Annotated in this window: 23 protein-coding genes; 11 read left to right on the top strand and 12 right to left on the bottom strand. The window is 42.2% G+C overall.

The window, feature by feature from the left end; translation table 11 throughout:
• Positions 1–237: 237 nt before the first annotated feature.
• On the bottom strand, positions 238–576 hold the full coding sequence (locus tag J8M00_RS06180; protein WP_211009464.1) for a hypothetical protein: 339 nt from the start codon (positions 574–576) through the stop codon (positions 238–240).
• A gap of 409 nt (positions 577–985) precedes the next feature.
• On the opposite strand from J8M00_RS06180, the gene J8M00_RS06185 reads away from it, so the two are divergent.
• A complete protein-coding gene (locus J8M00_RS06185; RefSeq protein ID WP_211009465.1) occupies positions 986–1,924 on the top strand; it encodes a DMT family transporter in 939 nt (312 codons plus the stop codon).
• Here the strand turns inward: J8M00_RS06185 and J8M00_RS06190 are convergent.
• The 9 genes from J8M00_RS06190 to J8M00_RS06230 all read right to left on the bottom strand — a co-directional run bounded on the left by J8M00_RS06190 (position 1,917) and on the right by J8M00_RS06230 (position 11,425).
• Positions 1,917–2,222, bottom strand: coding sequence for a DUF962 domain-containing protein (locus J8M00_RS06190; protein ID WP_211009466.1), 306 nt, complete (start codon positions 2,220–2,222; stop codon positions 1,917–1,919). The two genes, J8M00_RS06185 and J8M00_RS06190, sit on opposite strands and share 8 nt — an antisense overlap.
• A gap of 54 nt (positions 2,223–2,276) precedes the next feature.
• A complete protein-coding gene (locus J8M00_RS06195) occupies positions 2,277–5,426 on the bottom strand; it encodes an efflux RND transporter permease subunit (protein WP_211009908.1) in 3,150 nt (1,049 codons plus the stop codon).
• 11 nt (positions 5,427–5,437) lie between these two features.
• Positions 5,438–6,640 carry an efflux RND transporter periplasmic adaptor subunit gene (locus tag J8M00_RS06200; RefSeq protein ID WP_211009467.1) on the bottom strand — a complete coding sequence of 401 codons (1,203 nt, stop codon included), beginning with the start codon at positions 6,638–6,640 and terminating at the stop codon, positions 5,438–5,440.
• Positions 6,641–6,906: 266 nt separating this feature from the next.
• The gene (locus J8M00_RS06205; protein ID WP_211009468.1) at positions 6,907–7,260 is read right to left on the bottom strand and encodes a hypothetical protein; all 354 of its coding nucleotides are present in this window, start codon (positions 7,258–7,260) and stop codon (positions 6,907–6,909) included.
• Between the two features lie 165 nt (positions 7,261–7,425).
• Positions 7,426–7,845, bottom strand: a complete 420-nt coding sequence (locus J8M00_RS06210; protein WP_211009469.1) for a fosfomycin resistance glutathione transferase — start codon at positions 7,843–7,845, stop codon at positions 7,426–7,428.
• Positions 7,846–7,853: 8 nt separating this feature from the next.
• Positions 7,854–8,327: a GNAT family N-acetyltransferase gene (locus J8M00_RS06215; protein ID WP_211009470.1), complete on the bottom strand. Its 474-nt coding sequence runs from the start codon at positions 8,325–8,327 to the stop codon at positions 7,854–7,856.
• Between the two features lie 20 nt (positions 8,328–8,347).
• Positions 8,348–8,830, bottom strand: coding sequence for a GNAT family N-acetyltransferase (locus tag J8M00_RS06220; protein WP_211009471.1), 483 nt, complete (start codon positions 8,828–8,830; stop codon positions 8,348–8,350).
• A 172-nt stretch (positions 8,831–9,002) separates the two neighbouring features.
• A complete protein-coding gene (locus J8M00_RS06225; RefSeq protein ID WP_023401347.1) occupies positions 9,003–9,461 on the bottom strand; it encodes a YaiI/YqxD family protein in 459 nt (152 codons plus the stop codon).
• Positions 9,462–9,541: 80 nt separating this feature from the next.
• Complete coding sequence (locus J8M00_RS06230) at positions 9,542–11,425, bottom strand: methyl-accepting chemotaxis protein (protein WP_211009472.1); 1,884 nt, start codon at positions 11,423–11,425, stop codon at positions 9,542–9,544.
• A gap of 82 nt (positions 11,426–11,507) precedes the next feature.
• Between J8M00_RS06230 and J8M00_RS06235 the strand changes: the two genes are divergently transcribed.
• Positions 11,508–12,650, top strand: a complete 1,143-nt coding sequence (locus J8M00_RS06235; RefSeq protein WP_211009473.1) for a porin — start codon at positions 11,508–11,510, stop codon at positions 12,648–12,650.
• Positions 12,651–12,800: 150 nt separating this feature from the next.
• A complete protein-coding gene (gene nfi, locus J8M00_RS06240) occupies positions 12,801–13,472 on the top strand; it encodes a deoxyribonuclease V (protein WP_247687269.1) in 672 nt (223 codons plus the stop codon).
• A 220-nt stretch (positions 13,473–13,692) separates the two neighbouring features.
• Here nfi and J8M00_RS06245 read toward each other — a convergent pair whose 3' ends face one another.
• On the bottom strand, positions 13,693–14,478 hold the full coding sequence (locus J8M00_RS06245) for an AraC family transcriptional regulator (RefSeq protein WP_211009474.1): 786 nt from the start codon (positions 14,476–14,478) through the stop codon (positions 13,693–13,695).
• A gap of 126 nt (positions 14,479–14,604) precedes the next feature.
• Between J8M00_RS06245 and J8M00_RS06250 the strand changes: the two genes are divergently transcribed.
• The 8 genes from J8M00_RS06250 (at position 14,605) to J8M00_RS06285 (ending at position 23,716) form a co-directional block, all read left to right on the top strand.
• Complete coding sequence (locus tag J8M00_RS06250; protein ID WP_247687270.1) at positions 14,605–15,009, top strand: hypothetical protein; 405 nt, start codon at positions 14,605–14,607, stop codon at positions 15,007–15,009.
• 72 nt (positions 15,010–15,081) lie between these two features.
• A complete protein-coding gene (locus tag J8M00_RS06255) occupies positions 15,082–15,591 on the top strand; it encodes a GNAT family N-acetyltransferase (RefSeq protein WP_211009475.1) in 510 nt (169 codons plus the stop codon).
• Positions 15,592–15,665: 74 nt separating this feature from the next.
• Positions 15,666–19,883: a DEAD/DEAH box helicase gene (locus tag J8M00_RS06260; protein WP_247687271.1), complete on the top strand. Its 4,218-nt coding sequence runs from the start codon at positions 15,666–15,668 to the stop codon at positions 19,881–19,883.
• A 218-nt stretch (positions 19,884–20,101) separates the two neighbouring features.
• On the top strand, positions 20,102–20,806 hold the full coding sequence (locus J8M00_RS06265) for an aspartate/glutamate racemase family protein (protein WP_211009476.1): 705 nt from the start codon (positions 20,102–20,104) through the stop codon (positions 20,804–20,806).
• A complete protein-coding gene (locus tag J8M00_RS06270; protein WP_211009477.1) occupies positions 20,803–21,444 on the top strand; it encodes a hypothetical protein in 642 nt (213 codons plus the stop codon). Before J8M00_RS06265 ends, J8M00_RS06270 begins: the two co-directional genes overlap by 4 nt.
• Positions 21,445–21,557: 113 nt before the next feature.
• On the top strand, positions 21,558–21,878 hold the full coding sequence (locus tag J8M00_RS06275) for a hypothetical protein (RefSeq protein WP_211009478.1): 321 nt from the start codon (positions 21,558–21,560) through the stop codon (positions 21,876–21,878).
• Positions 21,868–22,116: a hypothetical protein gene (locus J8M00_RS06280; RefSeq protein ID WP_211009479.1), complete on the top strand. Its 249-nt coding sequence runs from the start codon at positions 21,868–21,870 to the stop codon at positions 22,114–22,116. The genes J8M00_RS06275 and J8M00_RS06280 overlap by 11 nt, the downstream gene beginning before the upstream one ends.
• A gap of 4 nt (positions 22,117–22,120) precedes the next feature.
• A complete protein-coding gene (locus J8M00_RS06285; RefSeq protein WP_211009480.1) occupies positions 22,121–23,716 on the top strand; it encodes a PepSY-associated TM helix domain-containing protein in 1,596 nt (531 codons plus the stop codon).
• Between the two features lie 91 nt (positions 23,717–23,807).
• Here the strand turns inward: J8M00_RS06285 and J8M00_RS06290 are convergent, their stop codons facing one another.
• A complete protein-coding gene (locus J8M00_RS06290; protein WP_211009481.1) occupies positions 23,808–24,347 on the bottom strand; it encodes a hypothetical protein in 540 nt (179 codons plus the stop codon).
• Between the last annotated feature and the right edge of the window lie 75 nt (positions 24,348–24,422).

A 24,422-nucleotide genomic window follows, 5' to 3' on the forward strand; every position in this document is an offset into this window, starting at 1 on the left:
GTTTTTGCTTGCGTCCCGCCGTGTCAGTGGGTGCGCATTATAGGGAGATCCAAATTTGGATCAAGAGTTTTTTTATAAAAAGTGCAATTTAATAATAAGTATTAAACTAAAAGTGGGGATTAGAGATATATGTGCTAGGACCATTCAATCAATTCGTTTGAACGCAGATAAGTATCGCTATCTTAATCTACGCTCTACTAAGCAATCGTTTAAAAGGGCTTTTGGTATCAAACCTAACTAATGGCCAATTGCCACATCATAAAAGTAATGTTTACGCTTTAATTTCAAATCGCCATTTGTGACTATTTCCATAGCCCCTTCGCTATCCAAGGTAACATTGAAATCGGTTATGCCTCTTTTTACATTTAATTGCATTTCAAGTTCCGCTTCTGACCAAGAGTTTCCAAATCCAACTCGTAGATCATCGAAACTATCAACTTCTTCAGACAATCTATACGCAGAACCCGGAAAAATCTGCGTAAGGGTCAATGCAAGTATCTGGTTTTCTTGGCATAAGAACGCAAACATTGGTGTATCTGTTTTATTAATAAATGTAACGGTTACCTTAGCAGACATAGCGTTTCCCTCAAACTGGATAATCTATGTGCAACTATAGGGATATTAGGATTAAATGCAATTACGGGGCATTACAGTATGCGTGTAACCGGTGTTTTCTCAGTTTTGAACAGATATCATTTTCTGTTTATAAGAATAAGTTTTATACAATGCACTTACCAACCCAGTATATAGCTCTAAAATACTTTAACGACAAATCCCCCCTTACTGTGCTTATTAAATAATCATGTGTAATACATATATACTACCTGAGCTATTCTTAATCACATTAATTAAATAAAGTATACAATTTCATCGATTAATGTAAGTTTTTTAGTAAAGCAGTGTTACTCTAGCGCCACATCAATCCTATCAACCTTAAATCAACCGCGAACATTTAAGCCTGATCTTTCGATTTGCGAGGAAAATAATGTCCACAACAGTACTAGACACTTCATCCAAGGACACAAGCGTCATATTTGCTCTGATCACTGCCATGCTGATATGGGGTTCGAGCTGGATATCGGGAAAAATTATTGCCGATATGGCTCCCGCAAAAGTCACTGTGTTTTACCGTATTGCACTAGCCACAATTAGTATGTTGCCAATTTTATTGTTTGTAAAAAAAGCTAAGTTGCAGAGATTATTTTGCTCTAACAAAGCCATCTTTTGGTCATTGCCAGCAGGTACCCTAATGGCGATGTATAACCAGTTTTTCTTCCTCGGCTTGCTCGACGGATTGCCTGGTAAAGGTGGTATGCTAGTTACAACAACCAATCCGATATTTACGATTATTCTTAGCACTATGATTCTGCGCATTGCTTTATCTACCAAGCAAGTGCTCGGCTGCGTGATAGGCTTAGTTGGTGGCTTATTAATGATTGAAGTTTGGCACTTTGATAGCGCGCAAGTATTGGCGTCCGGTAATGCGTACTTTTTACTAGCATCATTGACTTGGGCATTCTTAACACTTATCAGTAAGCAGGGTACAAAATTTTGCGATTTTCTTACCTTCAGCACGTTAATGTACTTTTGGGCAACTCTATTAAGTTATGTATTTGCCTTTGAGCTATCACCGATACAAAACATTACAAGCTACTCTGCCACCTATTGGTATCACATGTTTTACTTGTCAATTATCGTTGTCAGTATTGCCACCAGCATTTTCTTTTTAGCAACACAACAACTTGGCCCAAGCCGTTCCAGCTCTTTTATCTTTATCGTGCCAGTTACAGCTATGGGTATGTCCATTTGGTATTTTAATGAGTCACTCAGTTTAACAATGTTTCTTGGTGGAGCCTTTGCACTATGTGCTGTTTATCTGCTTAACCAACCAGTAAAGACAGAGCCAAATACATCCATTAAATAGTCACTTTGCGGGTGATGATATCTTTAAACATCACCCAATCTGCTAACAAGCTATAAAATGGATGAGTAAAAGTGGCGGGCCTATTTCCTTCGAAAAAAAAGTGCCCAAACCACGCAAAGCCATAACCAAAAAAAGGAAGAAGTATCAGCAGCGACCATAGCTGCAAGATCATGCTCACACACAGTGTGACAAGCACTAAAGCCGAGCCGATAAAGTGCATTCGTCGACAATTTTTATCGCTGTGCTCAGTCAGGTAGAATTGATAAAACTCGTTAAAACTCTCAAATTGCCGTACCATTTTAATACACTCCAAATTTTAGGCCCTAGGAAGAGCCTAATATATGGTTGCATGTTAGTTCAAATTAGATTTAGCACGCCCTTTTTTCGTTGTAAAAACAGGATAAAAGCTTGGCAACACAAATAAGGTTAACAATGTCGAGCTAACCAAACCGCCAACAACGACAATCGCAATGGGTTTTTGCAGCTCCGCCCCAACACCTTGCGACAGTATCATAGGTATCAAACCTAATGCAGATGTTGTTGCCGTCATAAGCACTGGTCGTAATCTTGATGTTGCTCCATCTAAAACAGCCAACAGCTGTCCCTGATTAGTACACCTCGCATTGATGCTTTCGATCATCACTACACCATTCAAAATTGCAACCCCAAATAACGTAATAAAGCCTACTGAACTGGCAACTGATAAATACAAACCAGAGAAATAGAGCGCAATAACCCCCCCGGCAATCGCAAGCGGAATATTGAACAAAATGAGGGCAACTTGCCTCACAGAATTAAATGCTAAGAACAACATCAGTGCAATAAGTAATATCGACAAAGGAACTATCACTTGCAAACGGTTTTGCGCTCGTTGTTGACTTTCAAATTGTCCACCAATTGAGATTGTATACCCTGCTGGCAGCTCTACATTTGATGCAATTTGCTGTCGAACATTGGCCACAACACTCCCCATATCCTGCCCTTGCACATTCGCTTGTATGACTACACGCCGCTGTACATCATCACGTCTAATTTGCACTGCACCAGAACTCAGCTCAATATTTGCTACATCACCCAATCTAATCCATTCTCCTTGCGGAGACAGTAAGGTCATCTCAGCAATGGCCTGTGCATTTTTGCGAAATTGTGATTCCAGACGAATATAAATATCGTATCTCTCATTACCATTAACAATCTGACCGCCTCTGCGGCCTCCAACACCATCATTGATAATCGACATCACATCTGAAACCGATAGACCATATCTTGATAAAGCCTGCCTTTTAGGTGTTATCAATAATTGCGCCTCACCAGTAATTTGCTCCATGGCCACATCGGTAGTTCCCTCTACTTGACTGATTGCCCGCTCTAGTTCAGCTCCTTTTGCAGCCAAAACCTCAAGGTCAGGACCAAATAGCTTAATTGCCAGCTGTGCTTTCACACCAGAAAGTAATTCATCAACGCGCGTTGCAATTGGTTGCGAGAAATTCAGTAATACCCCAGGAAACACTTCGAGCTTTTCTTTCATAAGGGCCTGTAATTCTGAGCGACTATGAGCACTTTGCCACTGCTCAATTGGCTTTAGCCCTATATAGATTTCTATATTATTAACTGGCTCCGGATCCCCACCTATTTCTGCACGTCCTATTCTACTCAACGCATAAGTGACTTCAGGAAAAGCCAATAACCTTTCTTCTATTTTGGGCGCCACGCTCAGCGCAGTATCTAAACTAGCTGATGAGGCCAGCGTTACACGTAAGTTTATGGTCCCTTCTTCGAGCTCAGGCATAAACTCAGTACCTATTTTTGATGCTAAATAAGCGCTGAGACTAATTAAACCAATCAAAGCCACTAGCAATACTCGCTTGCTGGACATAACTCTTAACAAACTTGCTCGATAAACTGTCTCTAAACGCGTAAATAACTGATGGGTTCGGGGCTTAAAATTTAGCCGATAAACAATACAAGCCAATGCAGGAACAATCGTTAAAGCCACGATGATCGCAAAAACAATCGCGAGCATAATGCTCGTGGCCATAGGTTCAAACATTTTAGCTTCAACTCCTTCAAAACTAAATAGAGGCAAAAACACAATTAAAATGACCAAAGATGCAAAAAAGATCGAACGTGCAACTTCCTGAGCAGCGTTACTTACCAAGGTAGCAATACCCTCTTGGTTTTCCTTCGCTTTGTCAGCTCGTATATTAAGCTTTCGCACAATATTTTCGATCATGACTACAGATCCATCTACCAACATACCGATTGCAATAGCAACACCACCCAGTGACATTAAATTAGCTGACACGCCCATCCAAGTCATGGTCATCATCGCTAACCCAATAGACAATGGAATAGAAATAAGTACCAACAGTGTTGCTCTTATATTCAATAAAAATAGCGACAATATAAAAGTGATGAAAACAAACGCTAACCCTAGTGCTTTGACTACGGTTGTTACAGCTTGCTCTACTAAATCAGCTTGGTCGTAAAAAGGAATTAGTTTTACCCCCTTGGGCAGCGCTTGCTGTATGTAGTCAAGCCTTTGGTGGATCGCGTCTATCGTATCTTTGCTGTTTGCACCACTTCGTTTAAGTACGATGCCAGAGACCACTTCCCCCATAGCGCGCACATCACCAGCGCTATCACGGCGTGTCATGGTAACTGCGCCCTGGCGTATTTCTGTACCAAACCCAACACTTGCTACATCGGCAATTGTGATCACTGTCCCATCGACTACCTTAACGGGTACCTGCGCAATCTGTGCAATTCCTTGCTCTCCACTGGCATACCAACCTGCGCCCCGGATCACTAACTGCTCCTGCCCTCGGTTCATATACCAGCCACCTGCATTCACATTATTTTCATCCAACGCAGCGTTTACATCTGACTGACTCAGCTGATATGCCAATAACTTTTTGGGATTTAAATTGACTTGATACTGTCGAACTTCACCACCAAATGACAGCACATCCGTTACGCCATCAACTGGCATCAGTAACAATTTTACAAGCCAATCATTGAGACTTCTCAATGCCATTTTGTCAAAGCCTGCACCCTCTTCTGAAACCAAGAGATACTGAAATACTTGTCCTAACCCTGATGTATTTGGCCCCATCTTTGGCGTGCCAGCTCCTGTAGGGATCAACTCTTTAGCATCTTGTAGACGTTCAAATACCAATTGTCTGGCGAAATAAATATCCACGCCTTCTTTGAACACAACGGTAACACCTGACAGGCCGGTTTTAGAGATAGATCTCACTTCTTCTACATCAGGCAATGCGTACATCACAGCCTCTATCGGGAAGGTGATCAATTGCTCGACTTCTTGCGCAGCAAGTCCCGGGGCTTCTGTATTGACAACAACCTGTGTGCTAGTCACGTCAGGAAAGGCATCTAAGTTTATTTTCTGAACTGAAAAAATACTCGCAACCATGAGTATGACAACCGCAATAAGGACTAGATATCGATTATTGACCGCCCATAAAATAGTATTATTTAGCATCATTTTTACCCTCAATGGTTATGCGGATCAAAGCCACTTTTAGCGAACTCTGAAGCAATAAAAAATGCGCCCTTAACTGCAATACGGCTACCACTTGGCAAGCCAAACACAATACGATCCTCATTAATTTGAGAACCTAAACGTATTTCGGTTGGTAAAAACGACGCGTCAGGCTGCTCAACAAAAACAACCCAATTTTGCTCTTCATTGCGCATTACAGCCGATTCAGGTACTAACATTGCTTTTTGCGCAGAGGGAACAATAAAGTTCACATCGACAAACATGCCTGCATGCAATACATCGTCTTTATTTTCGACTGAAAGACGAATAATTTTAGTCCGTGTTTTGGTATCTATGGTGTGTGTTTGCTGGATCACTTTGGCAACGTATTCATAGTTTTTGAATGAAACTAAAGCAGTCGCTATATTTTTTGGTTCAAGTTCCGCTTCAACAGACAGCTTGGCCTCAACCCAGAGTGTGGTTTCATCCGCTAATAACATCAATGCGCTTCCAGCAGCAATTCTTTGCCCTTGAGAAAACTCATCCTTCAATACAATCCCGGCTTGTTGCGCAACCAGCGAATATTGTCCCAGCGTATCACTGGATGAGGATTGTAGTGACTTTATTGCAAAGTCACTCAGCCCTAACGCAACAAGTTGGCCGTACGCCGCACTGTATTTGGTTTTCACGGCAACTCGCTCACTCTCACTGATAGCATTGCTCGCCAGTTTTTCTACTCTCTCCCAATCACTTTTTGCCAGCAAGTAATTGGCTTGAGCTTGCGCCATGTCATGACTAAACAAGGTAACTAACTTTTGCCCTTTTTTAACTTTTTCACCCAATATTACATGACGGCTCACCACCACTGACTCTGTTCTTGGAGACACTATATAGCTGGTATAGCCATTCGCTTTTACTTCTGCTGGTGCGTAATAACTCAGGTGAAACTCTTTTGGATAAATATCAGCTACTTCAATACCAGCCAATAAGCGCTGTGCTTTATTTAAAACAACTGTGTTTATTTCATGTTCCAGCGCATTCTCATGTGTCCCATGTTTATGCGTTTCTTCATGTTGATGATCATTCGCAGCATCACCATGGCTATCCACTTGTGCCGAGTGTTCATGCTCCGCAGACGCGGCCAATATACTTGTATTATTTATACCAAAAAGGAAAAGAATGAGTTGCAAGTGTCGTTTTGCATTTATGTTCATTAATAAAACCTCCATTTGCCAACCCTAGGCTTGGTTACGAGTTCATGAGCCCGGGCGGCAAAGTCATGCACAAGATAATGCCGCTTCCATATACATGTGGACGCGTTATCGGCATGACAAAACCACGTGAATAAAAATCCACGAATTTATTTACTTAGTCTATATAGCCAGATCTGGCTTGGGGTATAGCTGTAACTAAGCGTTTAATTTATTCGCTCGCCGAATTTCAGCCCTAAGCGGCACTCGACGAACTAAAAGTTAAATGCTTAAGATAAGATGGGAGGTTTATATTTTGACTCGACTCTTTTGCGTATCTGCGCATCAGGGACTGTAAAAGTACTTAAAGACGTTTTTAAAATAGTATTTGTCGAAGGTTGAACTGTTACCCAAGAAGTGTGGCTTCCAGAGCAGTGGCCACAATGGTGGCAATCCTGAATTGCATGTCCATGCTCATCAAATTCCACCACCGTTGTTACACGTTCATTATGCTGATGTAGGTGAGTGGTTTGCAAATGCTGTGCGTCAACTAAATGGAGATCTGACAACGACGCAACCGAAGATACTGACTGCAAAGCAATCACTATCATAAGCATAACGTTGACAATTATTCTGACGCTCAAACTAGCACCTTAGCATTATAAAATGAGCTGATAATATAATTAGTGCTAGTCATAATGTCAATTTTAGCAGTCGAAAAAAACACGGTAAACCATTGTTATGTAATAACATTAACGGAATATCTATTGCTAATTTTAAAATACCAATAATGCCTTATCATGGTCTACTTAATGTTCTTCATACCATACCAACTCGTTGTAGGGATTGGCTTTTAAGCTATTTAAGCGACTTTGCATTGAGCCCACATGCACTTCCAATTTGTGACCATCAGGATCAAGAATATAAAGAGACTCGCCTTCACTCCTATTTTGCTGCCAGTGTTGTATATCTAGACGCTCAACCTTTTGCTGGTATTCAACGAAATTTTCTGGCTCAATATTCAATGCAATGTGTGTATAGTCTTCATGCGCATTGAATTTACTACTTGGCTGCTCACAAATACTAAGACACAGCCACAATTCCCCAAAAGATAAATATGCGCCACTTTGCCAACGCACATGTGCCTTCGCCCCCAAGTTTTGATAAAACTCTATGGAACGCGTCAAATTCAACACTGATAGCGTAATGTGGTTAATGCCCGTGATCATCTCATCCCTTATAACTCTTTGCTCATGACCAATACCTGATAACCTTTTGATTCAGTCTCAAATAGGGGCTTAAACCCCAGCTCACAATACAAACCACCTTGCAAATGCTCAGTTTGCAAATAAAGCGTCTCAATGTTCGCCATTTTAGCTTTATCCAAAAGATAACTAACCAATGCTGTGGCCAACTGCTTGCCTCTCGCTTCGGGGGCAACATATACCCCACCTAACCAATGTTCGTATTGCGGATACGCTTCCATTTCTCGGATCTTTAATTCGGCCGCAGCAACCAACTCATCATTTTCAAGTGCAACAATGTTCACGGGTAACTCGCTTTTACTTAACGACTTTTCTAGCTTTTCAGTTAATTCAGCTAGGGAGTAACGGCCACTTTGCTCACACCATTCCTTGTAGTACCAAGCTGCCACAGTCGGTAAATGCTCGGGTTTATCTGCTAAATAATAAAATGCCAAGTCCTTGTTCATATTGACGCCTTTTTAGTTTTTTACTCTAGCCACTTATACATTATGTAACTGTCAATCAAACCTAAGTGGGGGTGTCGATAAGCTTTAGGGATAGTTCCAATGATCTCGTAACCTAGCTTTTCCCAAAGTGCTACGGCAATTTGATTGCTCGACACCACGGAATTAAACTGCATGGCTCGAAACCCCAGAAAGAGTGCCTGTTGTTGTGAATGTTCACATAATTTTCTTGCCACCCCCTTTCCTCGTGCCTGCGGTGAAACCATATAACCACAATTGCAGATGTGGTCACTCGGACCCATAGCATTCGCTTTGAGGTAGTAACTCCCCATCACTTGTCCATTATCTTCATAGACAAAAGCTTTGATTGGCTCCTCACACCAAATCTGATAAGCACGGTTTTCATCCATTTGAGGGTCAAATGCATAGGTTTCTTGCTGTAATATGACATCTTTAAAAACAGGCCAGAATTCTCTAAAGTCTTGTTTTGTCATCGCTCTTATCAATTGAATACTCCTTAGCGGTTAGACAGCTCGGCACCGTCATCTCAAATTTCAGACAGAGTAATAATGTCCATAAACTCGATACAATCGCAAGAGATAAATCAATAAATAATATTTAGTAAGAGGTAGGTAAGCACACAGCCAATTTTGCTGATGAAGGCTGTGCACATTGAAGTTAAGCTTGATTTGTTTTGTGCTGCTGCAACCATCTATCTAGACAATTTGCAAATTGTTGCTTTTCGCTTTGGCTCAATGGTGGTGGCCCTCCTGTTTGCACGCCACTACTTCTTAATGTATCCATGAAGTCACGCATATTTAAGCGAGCACGAATATTTTCTGTGGTATACATTTCCCCTCGAGTGCTTAGCGCCAGTCCACCTTTTTCAATAACTTCTGCTGCCAGAGGAATATCACTGGTTATCACCAAATCACCCGCAGACATGCGTTTTACAATTTCATTGTCAGCCACATCAAAACCCGCACTCACCTGTAGTTTACAAATATAGGGAGAAGGGGGGGTTTTTAAATACTGATTGGCAACCAAGGTCACAGTAACCTGTGTCCGTACAGCGGCACGAAACAAAATTTCTCTAATTACGACAGGACAGGCATCTGCATCAACCCATATGGCCATAAACTCTTCCTCAAGCACAGGTGTTTTCATTAAACTAAAATGATACGTGCTTTTTAATCGACTGAAAACACCTACCTATGTCAAAGAGTGAACTTTGAAAGCAGTACTTCTTGTTCGTGAGATTGTTGTGCCAGCTCTTGGCTCGCTTCATATTGCTGGCTCGAGAAACTATCTACTTCTACGCTGATATCATTAATATTGGCGGTATTTTTATTGATCTCTTCGATCACCACACTTTGTTCTTCAATGGCCGTTGCAATTTGAATATTGCGATCCATGATATCTTTCACCGACTCGGAAATCTCGTTAAGCATTTGTGTTGCATGTTCTGTTTGTTCAACACACAGTAGTGTTTTATCCCGACTTGCTCCCATCGCATTTTGCACTTGGTTTGAAGATACCTGAATTTGCTCAATCATACTTTTGATTTCTGTTGTGGACTCTTGGGTTTTTGTCGCCAAAGACCGGACTTCATCTGCGACCACAGCAAATCCACGCCCCTGCTCACCCGCTCTTGCGGCCTCAATTGCAGCATTTAGTGCAAGTAAATTGGTCTGCTCTGCAATCCCATTAATCACCGATAGAATGTTCTCGATGCTATGACTATACTCTGCTAGCTGCGTACTCATAGCGTGAGATTCATTAATTTCTTCAGACAGTGCCGTGATTTCCTTTTTCGTTTCTAAGAAAACCTGCTGCCCATCACGTGTTTTATCATTTACTGTTGTAATAGAACTGGCTGCATTTTGTGCACTGCCTGCGATCTCACTAGAAGTCGTACTCATTTCATGCATTGCAGTCGCCAAACTTTCCACTAAACCGACTTGCTCCTGCAAGCGAGAGCTAGACTGTGTCGCCAACTCTCTGGCCGCGTCACTACTTGATACCACAATGTCCGTACCATGCTTCACTTGTGACACAAGTTGATGTAATGAACCTAAGAATATATTAAATTGCTGTGCCACCTTGCCGCACTCATCGTCATTTTTTATAGATAAACGCTGCGTGAGGTCGCCACTGCCTGAAGCTATATTTGTTATCGCAGCCTCAAGCTCTTTTAATGGTTTCAATAAATGAATAGCCAATGTTCTTATCGTTAGAGAGCCTAACACAATGGCAATGATCGCAATAATAAATGTATTGACCGTCATTTGATTTAGTACTTGATACACTTTATCTTTATCAAGCATCACCGCGAGAAACCACTCGTTTCCATATTGATCATCTAAAGGGTAATAATACACAATATGCTCTTTCCCCTGAACCTTCACCTCAAGCACCGATTGCAATTTTGACAGTGACAAGTTTGGAGAGATATCTCGCAATGTTTTGCCATTCAGCTCTGTTTGTTGATGCGAAATAATCTCGCCTTCTTTATCAACTAAAAATGCGAAACCAGTATTGTCAAAATCAACTGCATTAATGCTGTTGGCAATCGTCGTCAAACTTAAATCACCACCTATCACTCCTTTAAACTGACCTTGATAGTTGACCGGTGATACCACTGAAAGTAGCAACTCGCCTGTCGCGGCATCAACATAAGGACTGGTGAACACTGTTCTACCCTGCTGTTTTGCCAGCGTGTACCAAGCGCGTTGCCTAAAATCGACACCGGGAGGGTTTTGACGATTTGGATTATTTGATCTGAGTCCAGTTTCCGTTTCAACTGTACCAAATGCCAATAAAAATGAGCTACTAAAATAGGGGGTGTTCAGTGCCTTTTGAAAATTTTCGACGCTAAAGTCAACGTCTAACTGTGTTTTAACTAAATGTACTTGCGCAGCTTTTTGAGACAGCCAGTTATTGATACTTATTGCCAGCAACTGCGTCGTATCCGCAACATAAGCTGCTGTTTTTTGCTTCATTGAATTGTTGATAAACCAGTATGTGGAGCCACTGAACACTAGGATAATAATAAACACCACCAGCGCAGAAGCGACTGAAAACTTGGTTCTAATCTTCATAGTTGTTCGCCAAAAAAAATCAGTCATCATCGAAAAGTGTTGTCTATAATTCGCTTTATCGCAACTAATTGGTTTAAACACTATGAAAACAGCGAGTGGCTCTCCTTTTGTATTTTTACTCCTTTGCTCTTCATTTGCTTACCCGGTTTTTGCAAATGATAACCGACCAGTCACAATGGAAGATATCAAAGCACTTGAAGCCCAGCTCGCAGAACTGAAACGACGATTTATAACCCAAAACCCCCAACCTAAAGATGTGGCTAAGACAGAAAAACCGGCGCCTAAAGTTAACACTGAGACCAAAACTCATACCCTAGATGTATATGCAACCATGCGCCCAACTTTCGGCCGAATTGAAGATAGAGGTGAAGACCAATACGATGTACGTGATGCCCTATCTCATGCTGGCGTTAAGGCCACCCACAGGTTTAATGATGACTGGGCCGCAGAACTGCACGGAGAATGGAGTATTGATGTCCAAAATACCGGAGAGTTTGGCCGTTCACGGCGCGCTTATACGGCTCTTGTTACGCCTGTTGGGCGCTTTGGCATCGGTAAACAACGCCCTGCTCAATACCTGTTTATTGCCGAGTATGTCGACATATTTAATCATGCAAATAGCCCTTTTGCTTACGATGTTGAAAGCCTCTTTTTTGTCGATAATCTAATTAGTTATCGTCTTGATACTGGTCCTATTACTTTTGTTGCTGTCGGCCAATTTGATGGCGACAACAATGACAATAACAATGACTTATTTAATGCGGGTGTCAGTTATAACCAAGACGGTTTACACGCCGCAATTACCTATCAAATGAATGATGTATACGACCAGCAAGTGCGACTTGGCGAAAACTCGCTGTGGGCAGGCTCTTTGGCATATGAGTTTACCGACAGGTTTTATGCCGCAGTGTCTTATCAAGATAAAACCTATGAAAGAGAAAATGTTGCGGATAGAGATGGCTCAACTCTAGATTTGTCATTTGCCTACAAGTTGAGTAAATACTATAAGCTCAAAACCGGCTATTTTGATTTTGACGATGGTTATAACAACAGCGACCCAAACAATCAAAGTTATGACGGGTACAATTTAACTTTGGAGTGGCTACCCACACCACCACTGCGCGTGCACTTTGAATACCTGACTAAATCTTATACCAACAACCAAGATTTTGACTCGCTGTCTGTTGGGTTTAGATATGACTTTAGAACCTCTATTAACTATTGAAATTGCCAGTATCTTTATGCCTTTGCACAATATGTAAAGGTGTAAAGGTACTTACACTCTCAAACTTGCCCAATTAAAGCTCAATGCCATTGAATTTAGATTTTTAATCCCTATTCTATTGGTCAATCTTGTCCATTTTAAGTAGTCAGCATGATCCAATACGATGCACCACAAACCGAAGAACAAGCAATAGAGATCCAGACATCCTTCGCCGACAAAGTCATTACCTCTGATAAATTGGCGTATATAGACACAATAGCTGGTGTCGATGTTGCCTATGATGAAGACAGTAACCAAGTTGTTGGTGCAGCTGTACTTTTAGATGCAAAAACACTTGAAGTGATCGAATCCTGTAGTGTTGTAGAATCGATAAGTTTTCCTTATATTCCAGGACTTTTTTCTTTTCGAGAAATACCGCCATTACTCAGTGCTATCAAGAAACTTTCTGTCACGCCTGATCTAATTGTCTGTGACGGTCACGGCATAGCACACCCAAAGCGTTTCGGGATGGCGAGCCATTTAGGCGTTTTACTTGATATCCCAACTATAGGGTGTGGTAAAACCAAATTAGTTGGTGAATATCAGATGCCAGAGAGCCAAAAAGGCAGCTGCACAGATTTAATAGATCATCAAACGTGTATTGGAAAAGTACTGAGAACACAAGACGGTATTAAGCCCGTATTTGTTTCAATTGGACACAGGGTAAGCATAGATACGGCGGTCGCATGGATACATAAGCTCACTCCAAAGTATCGCCTGCCAGAAACCACACGACAAGCAGACCAGCTAGTTAACCGCAGTCTTAAAGATTTGCTCTGCTAAATCACCAAAAAAGGCCATGATATCGTCATGGCCCTAGCGTTTTGGATTGTAGCTACCTGTCTGTTTATTGGTGATTATTGCCAGCAGGCCGTTGCCTTCACCATCAAGGAAATACCAATAACTCATTGATAGACTGTAAGGGAGATCCCAACCTTCGATTAAGCCCACCAAGTTAATAGCTAATTGGGCAATTAAAAGCATCTTGGGGTATGAGAAAAAACTACTTTTTATTTTCTTTACGCCACGCCGCCGGCGTCTGACCTAAATGCTTTTTAAATTGCCGAATAAAATGTGTGGTGTCACTCCAACCTAATGTTTCAGCCAACTGACAGACAGGTAAAGCGGTATGTAATAGCTGAGTACAGGCTTGAGCCAAACGTTTTTCAGTGATCCATTGTCCTACTGTATAGCCTGTTTCTCGCTTAAATAGGGTCGCCAGATATGGGGGGCTAACATACACAGCCGTACTCACTTCATTTAACCCAATGGGCTGTAGAAAATTAGCTTGAATATAAGCCAGTGCGCTTTCAACCTTTGCATTATATTGGGTTTGGTTTGACGCCAATGCGCTTGCCTGATTAAGCTCATTTAATAATAGAATGACAAAGCTGCGCTGGACTTCTAAAGCGAGTTTTCGTTGCTGTGCCACCATCAACTCATGAAATAATGTGACGATAAATTCACGTCTATTCTGTTGGGTTTTGCGTGCTGGTAGCTCCCCCCTTTTGACACATTCAAACGGCATCATTAAGTCACTTGATGTTAAACTCAAACAATCTGGACAGAAGCTCAACCACAAAACCTGTAACCCACTCCCCTCTAGCAAGGAATGAGGGACACCGGGCGGCACAATATTAAACATGCCAGGTAAAACCTGAAAAGGAGCGCGATGGGCAACAGTCATTTCGCCTGTCACGATGTATGTGAGCACACACTCCGAGTGTGAACCATGTTTTTGCTCTTCCAGCTTATCTAAAAACGCCTCTCCCACCGTAAGTGCGTGCATTTAATTTCTCCCAGCGCCCCAAAACAAAGAATAAGCCGATTATCAATTAAACCTGTCAATTTATAACGGCTATAAACCTAACTAAAATAGCCAACATATTAAAAAACGCAGATTGATAGGTGTATTATGATTGATTCTACAGAGACAATAAACTTTTCCGCGGCCTTGATTGGCCTCACGTTACATATTTTGATTTGGGAAAAGCTCCCTGACTGGGGCACTTGGTTTACTGCGCTAATCAATAAACTACCTAAACCAGCAGCCTACCTCTACGACGCTTGGCATTGCCCCTACTGCTTTGGGTTTTGGATCGCACTGTGCCTCCATGGCATCACACAACAATTTACGCTCCCAAGTTTACAAGTTATGCCGAGCGTTATAGGCATTGCCGCAGTACCAATTGCGTGGTTTTTAGATGCTCTTGTTACCGCGCTATTCATTTATGTAGGTAGCTTGCTACTAAAAGCACTTGCAGGTCCCGCACTATCCGGCCATCAGCAACTTATGGCATTTAAACAGTCACAAAAATAAAAAGCTAACTAACATTAACGAATACAGATTAGTGGGCAGTCGAGATTGGCTTGCCCATGGAGCAATTTAGTTATGACGCCTTTGTTTCAAACTTCGAGATTAGATTTCTATACCTGTAGCGCATTGCTAGAAAACCCCAAACGCGCTATACCCACCGTACAGATACTCACACCTTCTGTGGTGTCGTTTTTACCGCAAGATTGGCAATCTCCACCCCAAGATTGTCGCGCACATCATTGGCTTAATGACAAATTAAAAGAGGCTGAAATTTACATCGCAGTACCCAAGCAATCATCTCTCAATTCAACCTATATCCCCCTTGGAATGGCTATCGTGCACAGCGAACAATACAATGCTCACCTCGGTTATTTAATTGCCGAGCAAGCATGGGGAAAGGGATATGGCACCGAATTACTGTCGGGCGTAATGGATTATTTAAAACACAGCACAGCAATTCAAACGGTGCACGCAGGTGTTGACCCATCTAATCTCGGCTCTATCCGCGCCCTTGAAAAATGTCGATTTGAATTGGCGCAAGCATCAGTAGCTGGAAAAAATGCCTTTTATATCTATCACTTTTAAACCTAGCATAAAGCTTGTGACAAACGCTGCCATTTGGTACTTTCCCCGGCAATACCGTATGTTTAGGAATACTTTTGGACGCAATCAATCGCTCGCTTAATTTGACAGCTGACACACATGCCACAATAGAGCGGCTTTATCAAAACTATCTGGCACTCGATGACGATTATAAAGCGCTAGTTCAGGTGCTTGCCGTCGTGTTTAAATCAGCTTCGACAATCAAGATTAAACAAATATTGAAGCGATTGGCAGAGCAAGGAGTCATCGCGCAAGGCAGGCCAATATCAGCGTTAAGTTCAGAATTAACAGCGGTACTTGAAAGCAAGCAGTTGGCACTGTGTGAGCAATTAAACTTACGTATTAATCCATTGGTCGCGAACCTTGTCACACAACATGTTCAAAAACTTGGGCTATTGCTACCTATTTTAAAGTGTGCAGAGGAGTATATACCGGTACTCAATGCCTACGAATGGGAAAGAGATCCAGAAGATGAAAGCCGTCTTACACGTGACTTTTTGTTTTTAGGTCAAATTCCCAAAGCAAAAAGTCGCCTCGCATTTAACAAAAACCCGCAAGTAGTCAATGTTCACAATAACGCAGCATTGGTGCATTTTGTGTTTTTCCCATTTCAGTTAGATACGTTTCTCGAACTCCCAGAGGATATGCAATATCAAGCTTTTGCAGCTCTGTTATCTAATCAAAAACAGTTTGGTATGGACCCAAGTGAAACAATTGAGTTGTTAGCACAGGCTCAAGCTCAGAGCCCGAATAATCGTAATCTACGTTTACTACTGTGTGAAAGTTTGTTGCTGATGAACGATACTGAACAAGCGCAACAGCTCATAAAAGCCAATGACATAACGAGTTACGGCCAACAGCTTAAGGCCTGTTTTTTACTTCTAGACAATCAATTGCTGGCTGCATGTGATCAGTTCAATGCTGCATTGCAAGCACAACAAAAATACTCTAAAAAGAAAGCGCCTTACTTACATGGCTTTTTTGGCTGGTTGCACTTAATTGCTTTGATGGCATCTGGCACTGGTCAAAATAACCATATTGAACAAGCAATGACGCTTGCTAGCAATCAGCTCTCAGACAAAAAAGGTACTAAAGCAAATTATTATATTGGACAACTATTTGAATGCTTGAGTGAATCTTTACTAACTTGCGCTCCTTTTATTACTCAGTTTTCAGAGCAGGAACGTGATTTACAAGACAGCCCTCTAACCTATTATGTATGCCAGCTTTTCTCTCTGTTTGCTTTGTACTGGTGCAAACAACCTTTTGATCATCCACAATTAGAACGATTGACACTATGTCGCGCATTTTTTGATGCTGGCCGGCTCAACATTTTGTCAGCTATGGCTAATCAGCTGCAAGTAGAGGCTAATTCGACAACATACAATACGCATTTAGCGCTGAATTTTCCTAGGCTCATCAAGCAGCAATCTGAGTGGGACCTAGCGCTGGATAAATTACTAGCGCTAGCGCCCGCACACATTTCATCGGAGCAAGACAAGACTCAAAATACAGAACGGTTAATTTGGCTTCTCGATATAGATAAAAATAGTGTACGTTTCACTGCAAAAATACAAAAGCAACAACAAAGCGGTTGGAGCAAGGGTAAAGCGGTCTCTCTTGAAACCCTGCATTTAACCCATCAGGAATTACCATTCTTATCACCATCGGACCTCAGTATGATTGAGGCTATCTCCATTGAGCAACACTGGCAGCAAACGCATTATCATTTGGAGAACATCAGTGCACTTCGCACAGCCGTTCACGCCTCGAACATCTATCATGTGAGCGATTTAAATGAGCCGATTGAAGTAGCAGAGTCGCCTGCTCAACTCGCTATTACCGAGTGCGGAGATCAATTACTGTTAAGTTTGCCAGAACTCCCCAATGACTTTGCAAAACGCAGTGCTGTATATTCGATAAGAAAGGACTCAGAATATAAGTATGTATTTACTTACTTTGAAAAGCCACACTTAAAAATCGCAAGTATAATTGGCGAAAACGGACTACTTATCCCCAAGCAAGCTAAGCAAAAACTCATTGCTAGTATTGCGGCCATAGCACCGCTGTTAAATATTCAATCGGATGTGAGCGATATTGATATCGGCCTTGAGACGGTTGAAGCACAGCAGCAGCTGGTGATCAATGTCAGTCCCTATCAGCAAGGTTTGGAGTTTCACTGCTTAAGCATGCCCTTTGGCGATGCAGGCCCTGCATTTCACCCTGGGGTGGGCAATGCAAGTATCAGCACAGAGATCAATGGTAAGCGCATTGCCACCAAGCGAAATCTAGTGATGGAACAAGAACTACTAGATAACCTAGATACACAATGCCCTGCTTTTTTAGCTATGGCAGACAACCGGCTTTGTATTGCAGACCTACAAGATGCGTTGTGCGCACTAGAGCAGCTAGAGCTCTCGCTACAAAAAACGCCACCACTCCCGGTCCAAATTCGTTGGCCAAAAGGAAAAAAAGTACAGCTCTCTGCTCCTTTAGAGTCACAGCATTTACAACTGGCTATCTCTAAGAAAAATCAATGGTTTGATCTCAATGGTGAACTGCAAATCAATGATCAACAAGTGATAGAACTCAAAGATCTACTCAAGCTTGTTGAGCAAAGTCATGGCCGATTTATTGAGTTAGACACACAGCAGGTAATTGCGCTGTCTCATGCTCTTCATGAGAAACTTGTTCAGTTAAATCAAAGTACAGAGCAAGGTCGGTTTCACCCCTTAGCCAGCCCAATTGTCTCTGAAGCCACCACTGGCATGCGCATGAAAACACTCCATGCGTGGGATCAGCAATCGCAGCTAATGCACCAAGCAAACACTTTAGAACTCGCACCACCAGCTGATTTACAAGCAACACTTCGCGACTACCAATTGGCAGGCTATGACTGGGCCATGCGACTTGCCCATTGGGGCGCTGGGGCCTGTCTCGCCGACGACATGGGATTGGGTAAAACATTACAATCTCTCGCAGTCTTGCTATCGAGAGCACACAAAGGACCCAGCTTAATCATTGCACCAACATCAGTGTGCTTTAATTGGCAACAAGAGGCGCGCAAATTTTCCCCAACTTTAACATTAAAAATGCTTGCGCACTTCCCCTCTGGCGAAAAACGCCACGCGCTATTTTCAGAGCTTCAAGCCCATGATGTTGTCGTTGTCAGCTACGGATTACTGGTGCGCGATATTGCATTATTAAAGGAAATAAACTGGTCATCTATCGTTGCCGATGAAGCGCAGGCGATTAAAAATCCGCTCTCACAACGGGCAAAAGCGGCTTGCGCGCTAAAAGGTGAGTTTAAAATGATCACAACAGGTACACCTATTGAGAACAACCTAGTTGAGTTATGGTCGCTCTTCCGTTTTGTAAATCCAGGGTTACTTGGGAATTTAAAACGCTTTTCAGAGCGTTTTATTCAGCCAATAGACAATAAAGATGAAAAGCCCATTGCTGCACGCTACGCACAGCAAAATTTAAAAACATTATTACAGCCTTTTATCCTGCGCAGAATGAAACATCAAGTGCTCACCGAGCTTCCTCCTCGTACCGAGATCAACGTCCCGATACAACTCAGTGATGAAGAGCAAACCTTGTACGAAGCACTGCGACAGACGGCGATCACGAATATTGCTGAAGCTAATGAACAACAGGATGCAGGGACTCAGCATCTCGCAATGCTCGCAGAACTGACCAAGTTGCGCCAAGTTTGCTGTAACCCTAATTTAGTTGCGCCAGAGTTAAGTCTGAGCAGCGCGAAATTGGCCAAACTTGATGAGTTACTATTAGAGCTACGCGACAATGGCCACAAAGCGCTTATTTTTAGCCAATTTGTTGGTCATTTGAAATTACTCGAAGCACATTTGCAAAACCGCGGGGTCAGATATCAATATTTAGATGGCTCAACCACAGCAAAACATAGACAAGAGCGTGTCAATGCATTTCAGCGCGGCGACGGAGATGTCTTTTTGATCAGCCTTAAAGCCGGTGGCTCCGGATTAAATTTAACCGCGGCTGATTATGTTATTCATATGGATCCTTGGTGGAACCCCGCTGTCGAAGCACAAGCATCAGATCGCGCACACCGTATTGGTCAATCGCGTCCTGTAACCATTTATCGCCTTATTGCACAAAACACGATTGAGGAAAAAATCTTGGCCATGCATGAGCAAAAACGTGATTTGGCGCACCAACTACTCAGTGGTCATGATGCGATTTCCAAACTATCAGTAAAAGAGGTTTTAGAGTTACTTAAGGATACGTTATAACTGAAGTAACAAAACTGGCTGTAGCTTAAAACTGCAGCCACTTACTCAGCCCTACCTAACACACCCCCCTGTTTGTCATTGCATCCCCACAATTTGATTGGCAATTACTTTTGCTTAAATAGAAGTGTCATAGCGTAATAGTGCTGTAATGGATTTACATGCAAAGATATCGATAATGTAGTGCATACTAAATAATTGAACAGTTAATAGATAACACCATGCGTACAATTGGTATCATTGGCGGAGTCGGGCCTAGTGCAAGTGCACAATTTTACTTAGCTTTGCAAAAACAGCGAAGTACATTGGGTCATAGGCCTCATATTCTCCTAGACAGCATACCTGTGCCCTATTCGCTAGAAGAGGAAGCGCTCACTCAAGGCGCTGATCTGATGCCCTACAAGAGTCTACTCATTAAATCAGCAAAAAAGCTAGAACGCGGTGGCGCAGATTTCATTACCTTGCCTTGCAATACGCTGTCGTGTTTTATCAAAGACATTAAAGCTCATGTGCAGATCCCGGTACTCAACACAGTTAACCTCACAGTCAAAGCGCTCGCACATAAAAAAGTTGAAAGTGCAGGATTATTTGCCACCTCACACACAATAGAGCAAGGTCTATATGACAAAGCAATGCACTCCTATGATATCAACTTAATAATACCGACACCCAATGAGCAAAAAAAAATTGACCACTATATTATGTCGCAAGTTCGCCGCGCAGAAGCCCTTCAACCAAAATGTCCATCTGCCCGATTAAATGATATCGCTCAACGCTTACTAGCAAGGGGAGCAAGCCAGCTTATATTGGGCTGTACAGATCTACCCCGCTTGGCAAATATACCTTTAATAGACCCCATCACAGAGTTAGCAACCCAAAGTTTACAAATGCTACGAGAACCACAACAGGTATATCTAAATTCATGAGCCATAACCAAACACTTATCAATACATTTATCAGTAAAGCCGTACACTTTGACATCAAGGAGTTTACCTTGAACAATATCGGCGGCAACAAAGCATTAGCCAACTATTTGCACGCAGCCTATTGTGAACAAGATGCTGTTGTCAATTTGGGTTTAGTCTGCCCTCATTGCAAAGGTAATAACTTCAGTGTCAGCACTGACACATACCATAATTTGACACACTGCCCTATTTGTAACTCAGAGCTAGTTTCCTTCTGGAGCCCGTCACGCACAGAGTATTACTTCACATCCAAGATCAATAGTTTAGGGTATCTTGCATTTCACAACGGCCAACTTGTTGGACTCATTTGGGGTTTCCCCAAATCCTTTAAAAACAGTACAAAGCTCGAACTCTATGCCGATTTGCTTGTGATAGATAAATCGCTGCATAAAAGTAAGACGGGTATGGGGTTGATTTGTCGCCTAAAACAGCATTTTGAAAATAGCGCTAGAGCACATGGATACAGTCACTGGCTTGGAAGAACTCAAGTAACCAATGCGCCTCTGATCAGTACTTTTAAGCTATTTGGCGGCAAAATCGTCGGCCCTGATCCAGGTGACCCAGCAACTAGAACACTTTGGTCTTTTCCCCTATTTTAGTGAGAGGCCCACCATATTTTCACTTTGCTTGTAAGATCTTCATACTTTTATTGTTGAAATTTGATTCACTTATTGAAACAATAAACATCAAAATAACAATGATTTTTATTTCCATGAGCTTTCTCGCTATTATCCCTATATGGATAGCATCTTTGTTGCTATACCTATCTAGCCCCAAGCAACGCCTGCTGGCTAACCCGATTAATAAGTGGCTAGGCTATTTGGTGGCACTTGCGCTATATCTTTTTGCAAACGCCCTTTTCGCACATACCTTCCCCCTTGTGTCTGCACTTTTGGCGAGTCTAGTGGTTTTGATGTTAGGCTTGGTCTCTGTGACGATCCTGTCAGGTAAGTCTAAGCGCTTGTTTATGACAACGTCCGTGCTTCTCGTTGTCCTTTGCTCAACAGTTGGAGGGGTTGTCTATGTGGCCTAAATCAATACTCGGATTTATTTTTGGCTTACTAATTTCTATCTCTATCGCACTCAATACCAACTTAATTCTGCCGTTTGAGGAAGACACTCGCCTGCTCATAGGCCTTATTTTAGGTTTTCCTATTTGGGCCGGGATCATGGTTTGGGTCTATGCCTTTGAAACCTCACTCAAGGCAGCTAAATATTTGTTATTAGTATTGCTCCCATCTGCACTCCTTAACGTAATTTTAATGGTGTAACACAGTGAAAAGCCAAACTTTAAAGTCTCTGACTAATGCACATGCCTGGATTGGCCTAATCATTTCATTTGTTTTATTTATCGTATTTATTGCTGGTTCTATTAGCTTGTTCCGTGAAAACCTCGATACTTGGGAAAAAGTCGCCTTGATTGGAGAGCATGCTCCTCATAGCCAACAAGTGTCTTACGATACTGTTATGGCAAAACTAGACGAGCAGTATCAAGTTGATACACACCATATTTTCTACCTTTACGAACCAACTGAGCGCAACCCATTCATTCAGGCGTACTTTGCCGTCGATCTTGACGAGCCCCACCCAGAAACTGGCGAAGACCACCAAGATATGAGCTTGTTGCTCGACCCGGTAACTGGCGATGTTATAGCCCCCGCGAACAACTTCCAGTTTGCCAATTTTGTCTATCACCTCCACTATGATTTAGGTATAGGGCGTATAGGTCTCTATTTTGTCGGCATCATCACATTGTTCTTTTTTGTTGCCTTACTCAGTGGTGTAGTGATCCACTGGCGTAAACTGTTTAACAACTTTTACCAATATCGATTTGGTGCCAACAAGGATAAATGGCTCGACGCCCATAACTTAATCGGTACCATGGGGCTGCCATTTCACATCATGTATGCATTCACAGGGCTGGTATTTAACTTGGTCATTGTCTATCAAATATCTTACGCCCTGATATTATATCAAGGCAGCCAAGAAAAAGTACTTCAAGCAGCAGGGTTTAACGAACCTCATATTGAAGAAGCTGACACTCGCATGGCAATGACGGGCATAGACGAATTGTATGTCAGGGCCATGGAAGAACTCGGCGATGTCACACTTAGACGCATGATGATCGAGCACTTTGGTGATGAAAATGCCGTATTGGTTTTCATGGCGAAAAGTAACGATGAGTTTTCCAACGAGGTGGACGTACGTTATACCCTAAAGGATCAGAAGCAAATTTACATTACGCACGATAACTACGACAACAATTTGCGAGGGGGTCTTGCCACTATTGCCAGTCTTCATTTTGGCGATTTTGCAGGTTACGGTATGCGTATTGCCTTTTTCATTCTTGGTCTGGCTACCGCCTATGTGATTATCACCGGCAACCTGATGTGGATAAGCAAACGTGCCAAACAAAAAAAGCAGAGCCAGCGTAGCCTTGCTTTTGTCACTCGGTTAACATCAGGCGCGTTTATTGGCTGTATGATTGCAATTGCGTTAGGTGCGGTGGCAGCCAAAGTATTGCCGATAGACCTCGAAGGCCGTATGACGAGCATTCATACCATCGTTTATACAAGTTTCTTTATCTGTACTGTCGTCTCATTGTTTGTTAAGCAACAACCTCAATTCTGCCAATATTCGCTCAAGTTATCCGGGCTTGTCTTTGCACTTGCTGCGTTGGCAAACATGCCGAGCTACTTGCAATATGGCAGTGTTTTATCAAACGCAGTGCTAGTAGATTTGTTTATTGTCGACCTCATGTTCATTACAATCGCTAGTTTGTGTTGGTATAGCGCCCAGAAGTTTGCGAAAAAGGCAAAGCAAGTCCAACAAGACATAGCTCAAGTCCAAGGTGAACTGTCAACTAGCTAATAACAAACACTTCACGGCAAAACTCTACAAGTCCAGCATCTATTGGCTGGGCTTGTATCTATGGACTAAGATAAACACGCTGTTATGTGAGTCATTTGTCACTTTGTCTAATATTACCCGCGTTCAACTCCGCCAGCAGTTTCCATGAGCTTGTCGTTACCAGCGCCAAAGTCCATATTACTAAACCGACGACCAAATAAAGTGCATTATTAACGCCGATAAATAGCAGCACAGCCACTACACCAAACATCAGATATGTCAGCAAAGATAGCAGGTAAATCTTAATTGCTCCTGACACCTGAACACTGTATTTTGATTTGTCTTTTAACTCGACTTTCAACCCCCGTGCAGTGATCACCAGCGCATAAAGCGCGACTAGAAATAATGGTATGGTTGTACCTAGGAGCCCTGCTTTAGGGATCATGAAAATAAGTGAAAATACCACCAAGTATAAAAACGCTTTAAAAGTGTGTTGCGCAAGGCGTTTTACGCGAACACACTCGGGGTGATTTAGCACTTCGTGACGTAGTGATAGGCTAACAAAAAGTAACCCTGCGAACGTTGCACTTACTTGAGATAGTACGGAGTAAAACTCATGCCAAACTTCTATCATTGAATGAAAATCCATCACTACGCTTTCCTTCGATTATGCATACTCGGATATCATCCTAAAACAAAATTAACCTGAAAAAAAGAATGTAAATAA

Origin of the sequence: Pseudoalteromonas luteoviolacea (genome assembly GCF_018100925.1) — a bacterium.
GTDB lineage: Bacteria > Pseudomonadota > Gammaproteobacteria > Enterobacterales > Alteromonadaceae > Pseudoalteromonas > Pseudoalteromonas obscura.

Excerpts from the sequence above, each read along its gene's own strand:
- J8M00_RS06180 (WP_211009464.1), bottom strand. The coding sequence starts at position 576 with ATGTCTGCTAAGGTAACCGTTACATTTATTAATAAAACAGATACACCA.
- J8M00_RS06185 (WP_211009465.1), top strand. The coding sequence starts at position 986 with ATGTCCACAACAGTACTAGACACTTCATCCAAGGACACAAGCGTCATA.
- J8M00_RS06190 (WP_211009466.1), bottom strand. The coding sequence starts at position 2,222 with ATGGTACGGCAATTTGAGAGTTTTAACGAGTTTTATCAATTCTACCTG.
- J8M00_RS06195 (WP_211009908.1), bottom strand. The coding sequence starts at position 5,426 with ATGCTAAATAATACTATTTTATGGGCGGTCAATAATCGATATCTAGTC.
- J8M00_RS06200 (WP_211009467.1), bottom strand. The coding sequence starts at position 6,640 with ATGAACATAAATGCAAAACGACACTTGCAACTCATTCTTTTCCTTTTT.
- J8M00_RS06210 (WP_211009469.1), bottom strand. The coding sequence starts at position 7,845 with ATGATCACGGGCATTAACCACATTACGCTATCAGTGTTGAATTTGACG.
- J8M00_RS06215 (WP_211009470.1), bottom strand. The coding sequence starts at position 8,327 with ATGAACAAGGACTTGGCATTTTATTATTTAGCAGATAAACCCGAGCAT.
- J8M00_RS06225 (WP_023401347.1), bottom strand. The coding sequence starts at position 9,461 with ATGGCCATATGGGTTGATGCAGATGCCTGTCCTGTCGTAATTAGAGAA.
- J8M00_RS06230 (WP_211009472.1), bottom strand. The coding sequence starts at position 11,425 with ATGAAGATTAGAACCAAGTTTTCAGTCGCTTCTGCGCTGGTGGTGTTT.
- J8M00_RS06235 (WP_211009473.1), top strand. The coding sequence starts at position 11,508 with ATGAAAACAGCGAGTGGCTCTCCTTTTGTATTTTTACTCCTTTGCTCT.
- nfi (WP_247687269.1), top strand. The coding sequence starts at position 12,801 with ATGATCCAATACGATGCACCACAAACCGAAGAACAAGCAATAGAGATC.
- J8M00_RS06245 (WP_211009474.1), bottom strand. The coding sequence starts at position 14,478 with ATGCACGCACTTACGGTGGGAGAGGCGTTTTTAGATAAGCTGGAAGAG.
- J8M00_RS06250 (WP_247687270.1), top strand. The coding sequence starts at position 14,605 with ATGATTGATTCTACAGAGACAATAAACTTTTCCGCGGCCTTGATTGGC.
- J8M00_RS06255 (WP_211009475.1), top strand. The coding sequence starts at position 15,082 with ATGACGCCTTTGTTTCAAACTTCGAGATTAGATTTCTATACCTGTAGC.
- J8M00_RS06265 (WP_211009476.1), top strand. The coding sequence starts at position 20,102 with ATGCGTACAATTGGTATCATTGGCGGAGTCGGGCCTAGTGCAAGTGCA.
- J8M00_RS06270 (WP_211009477.1), top strand. The coding sequence starts at position 20,803 with ATGAGCCATAACCAAACACTTATCAATACATTTATCAGTAAAGCCGTA.
- J8M00_RS06275 (WP_211009478.1), top strand. The coding sequence starts at position 21,558 with ATGAGCTTTCTCGCTATTATCCCTATATGGATAGCATCTTTGTTGCTA.
- J8M00_RS06280 (WP_211009479.1), top strand. The coding sequence starts at position 21,868 with ATGTGGCCTAAATCAATACTCGGATTTATTTTTGGCTTACTAATTTCT.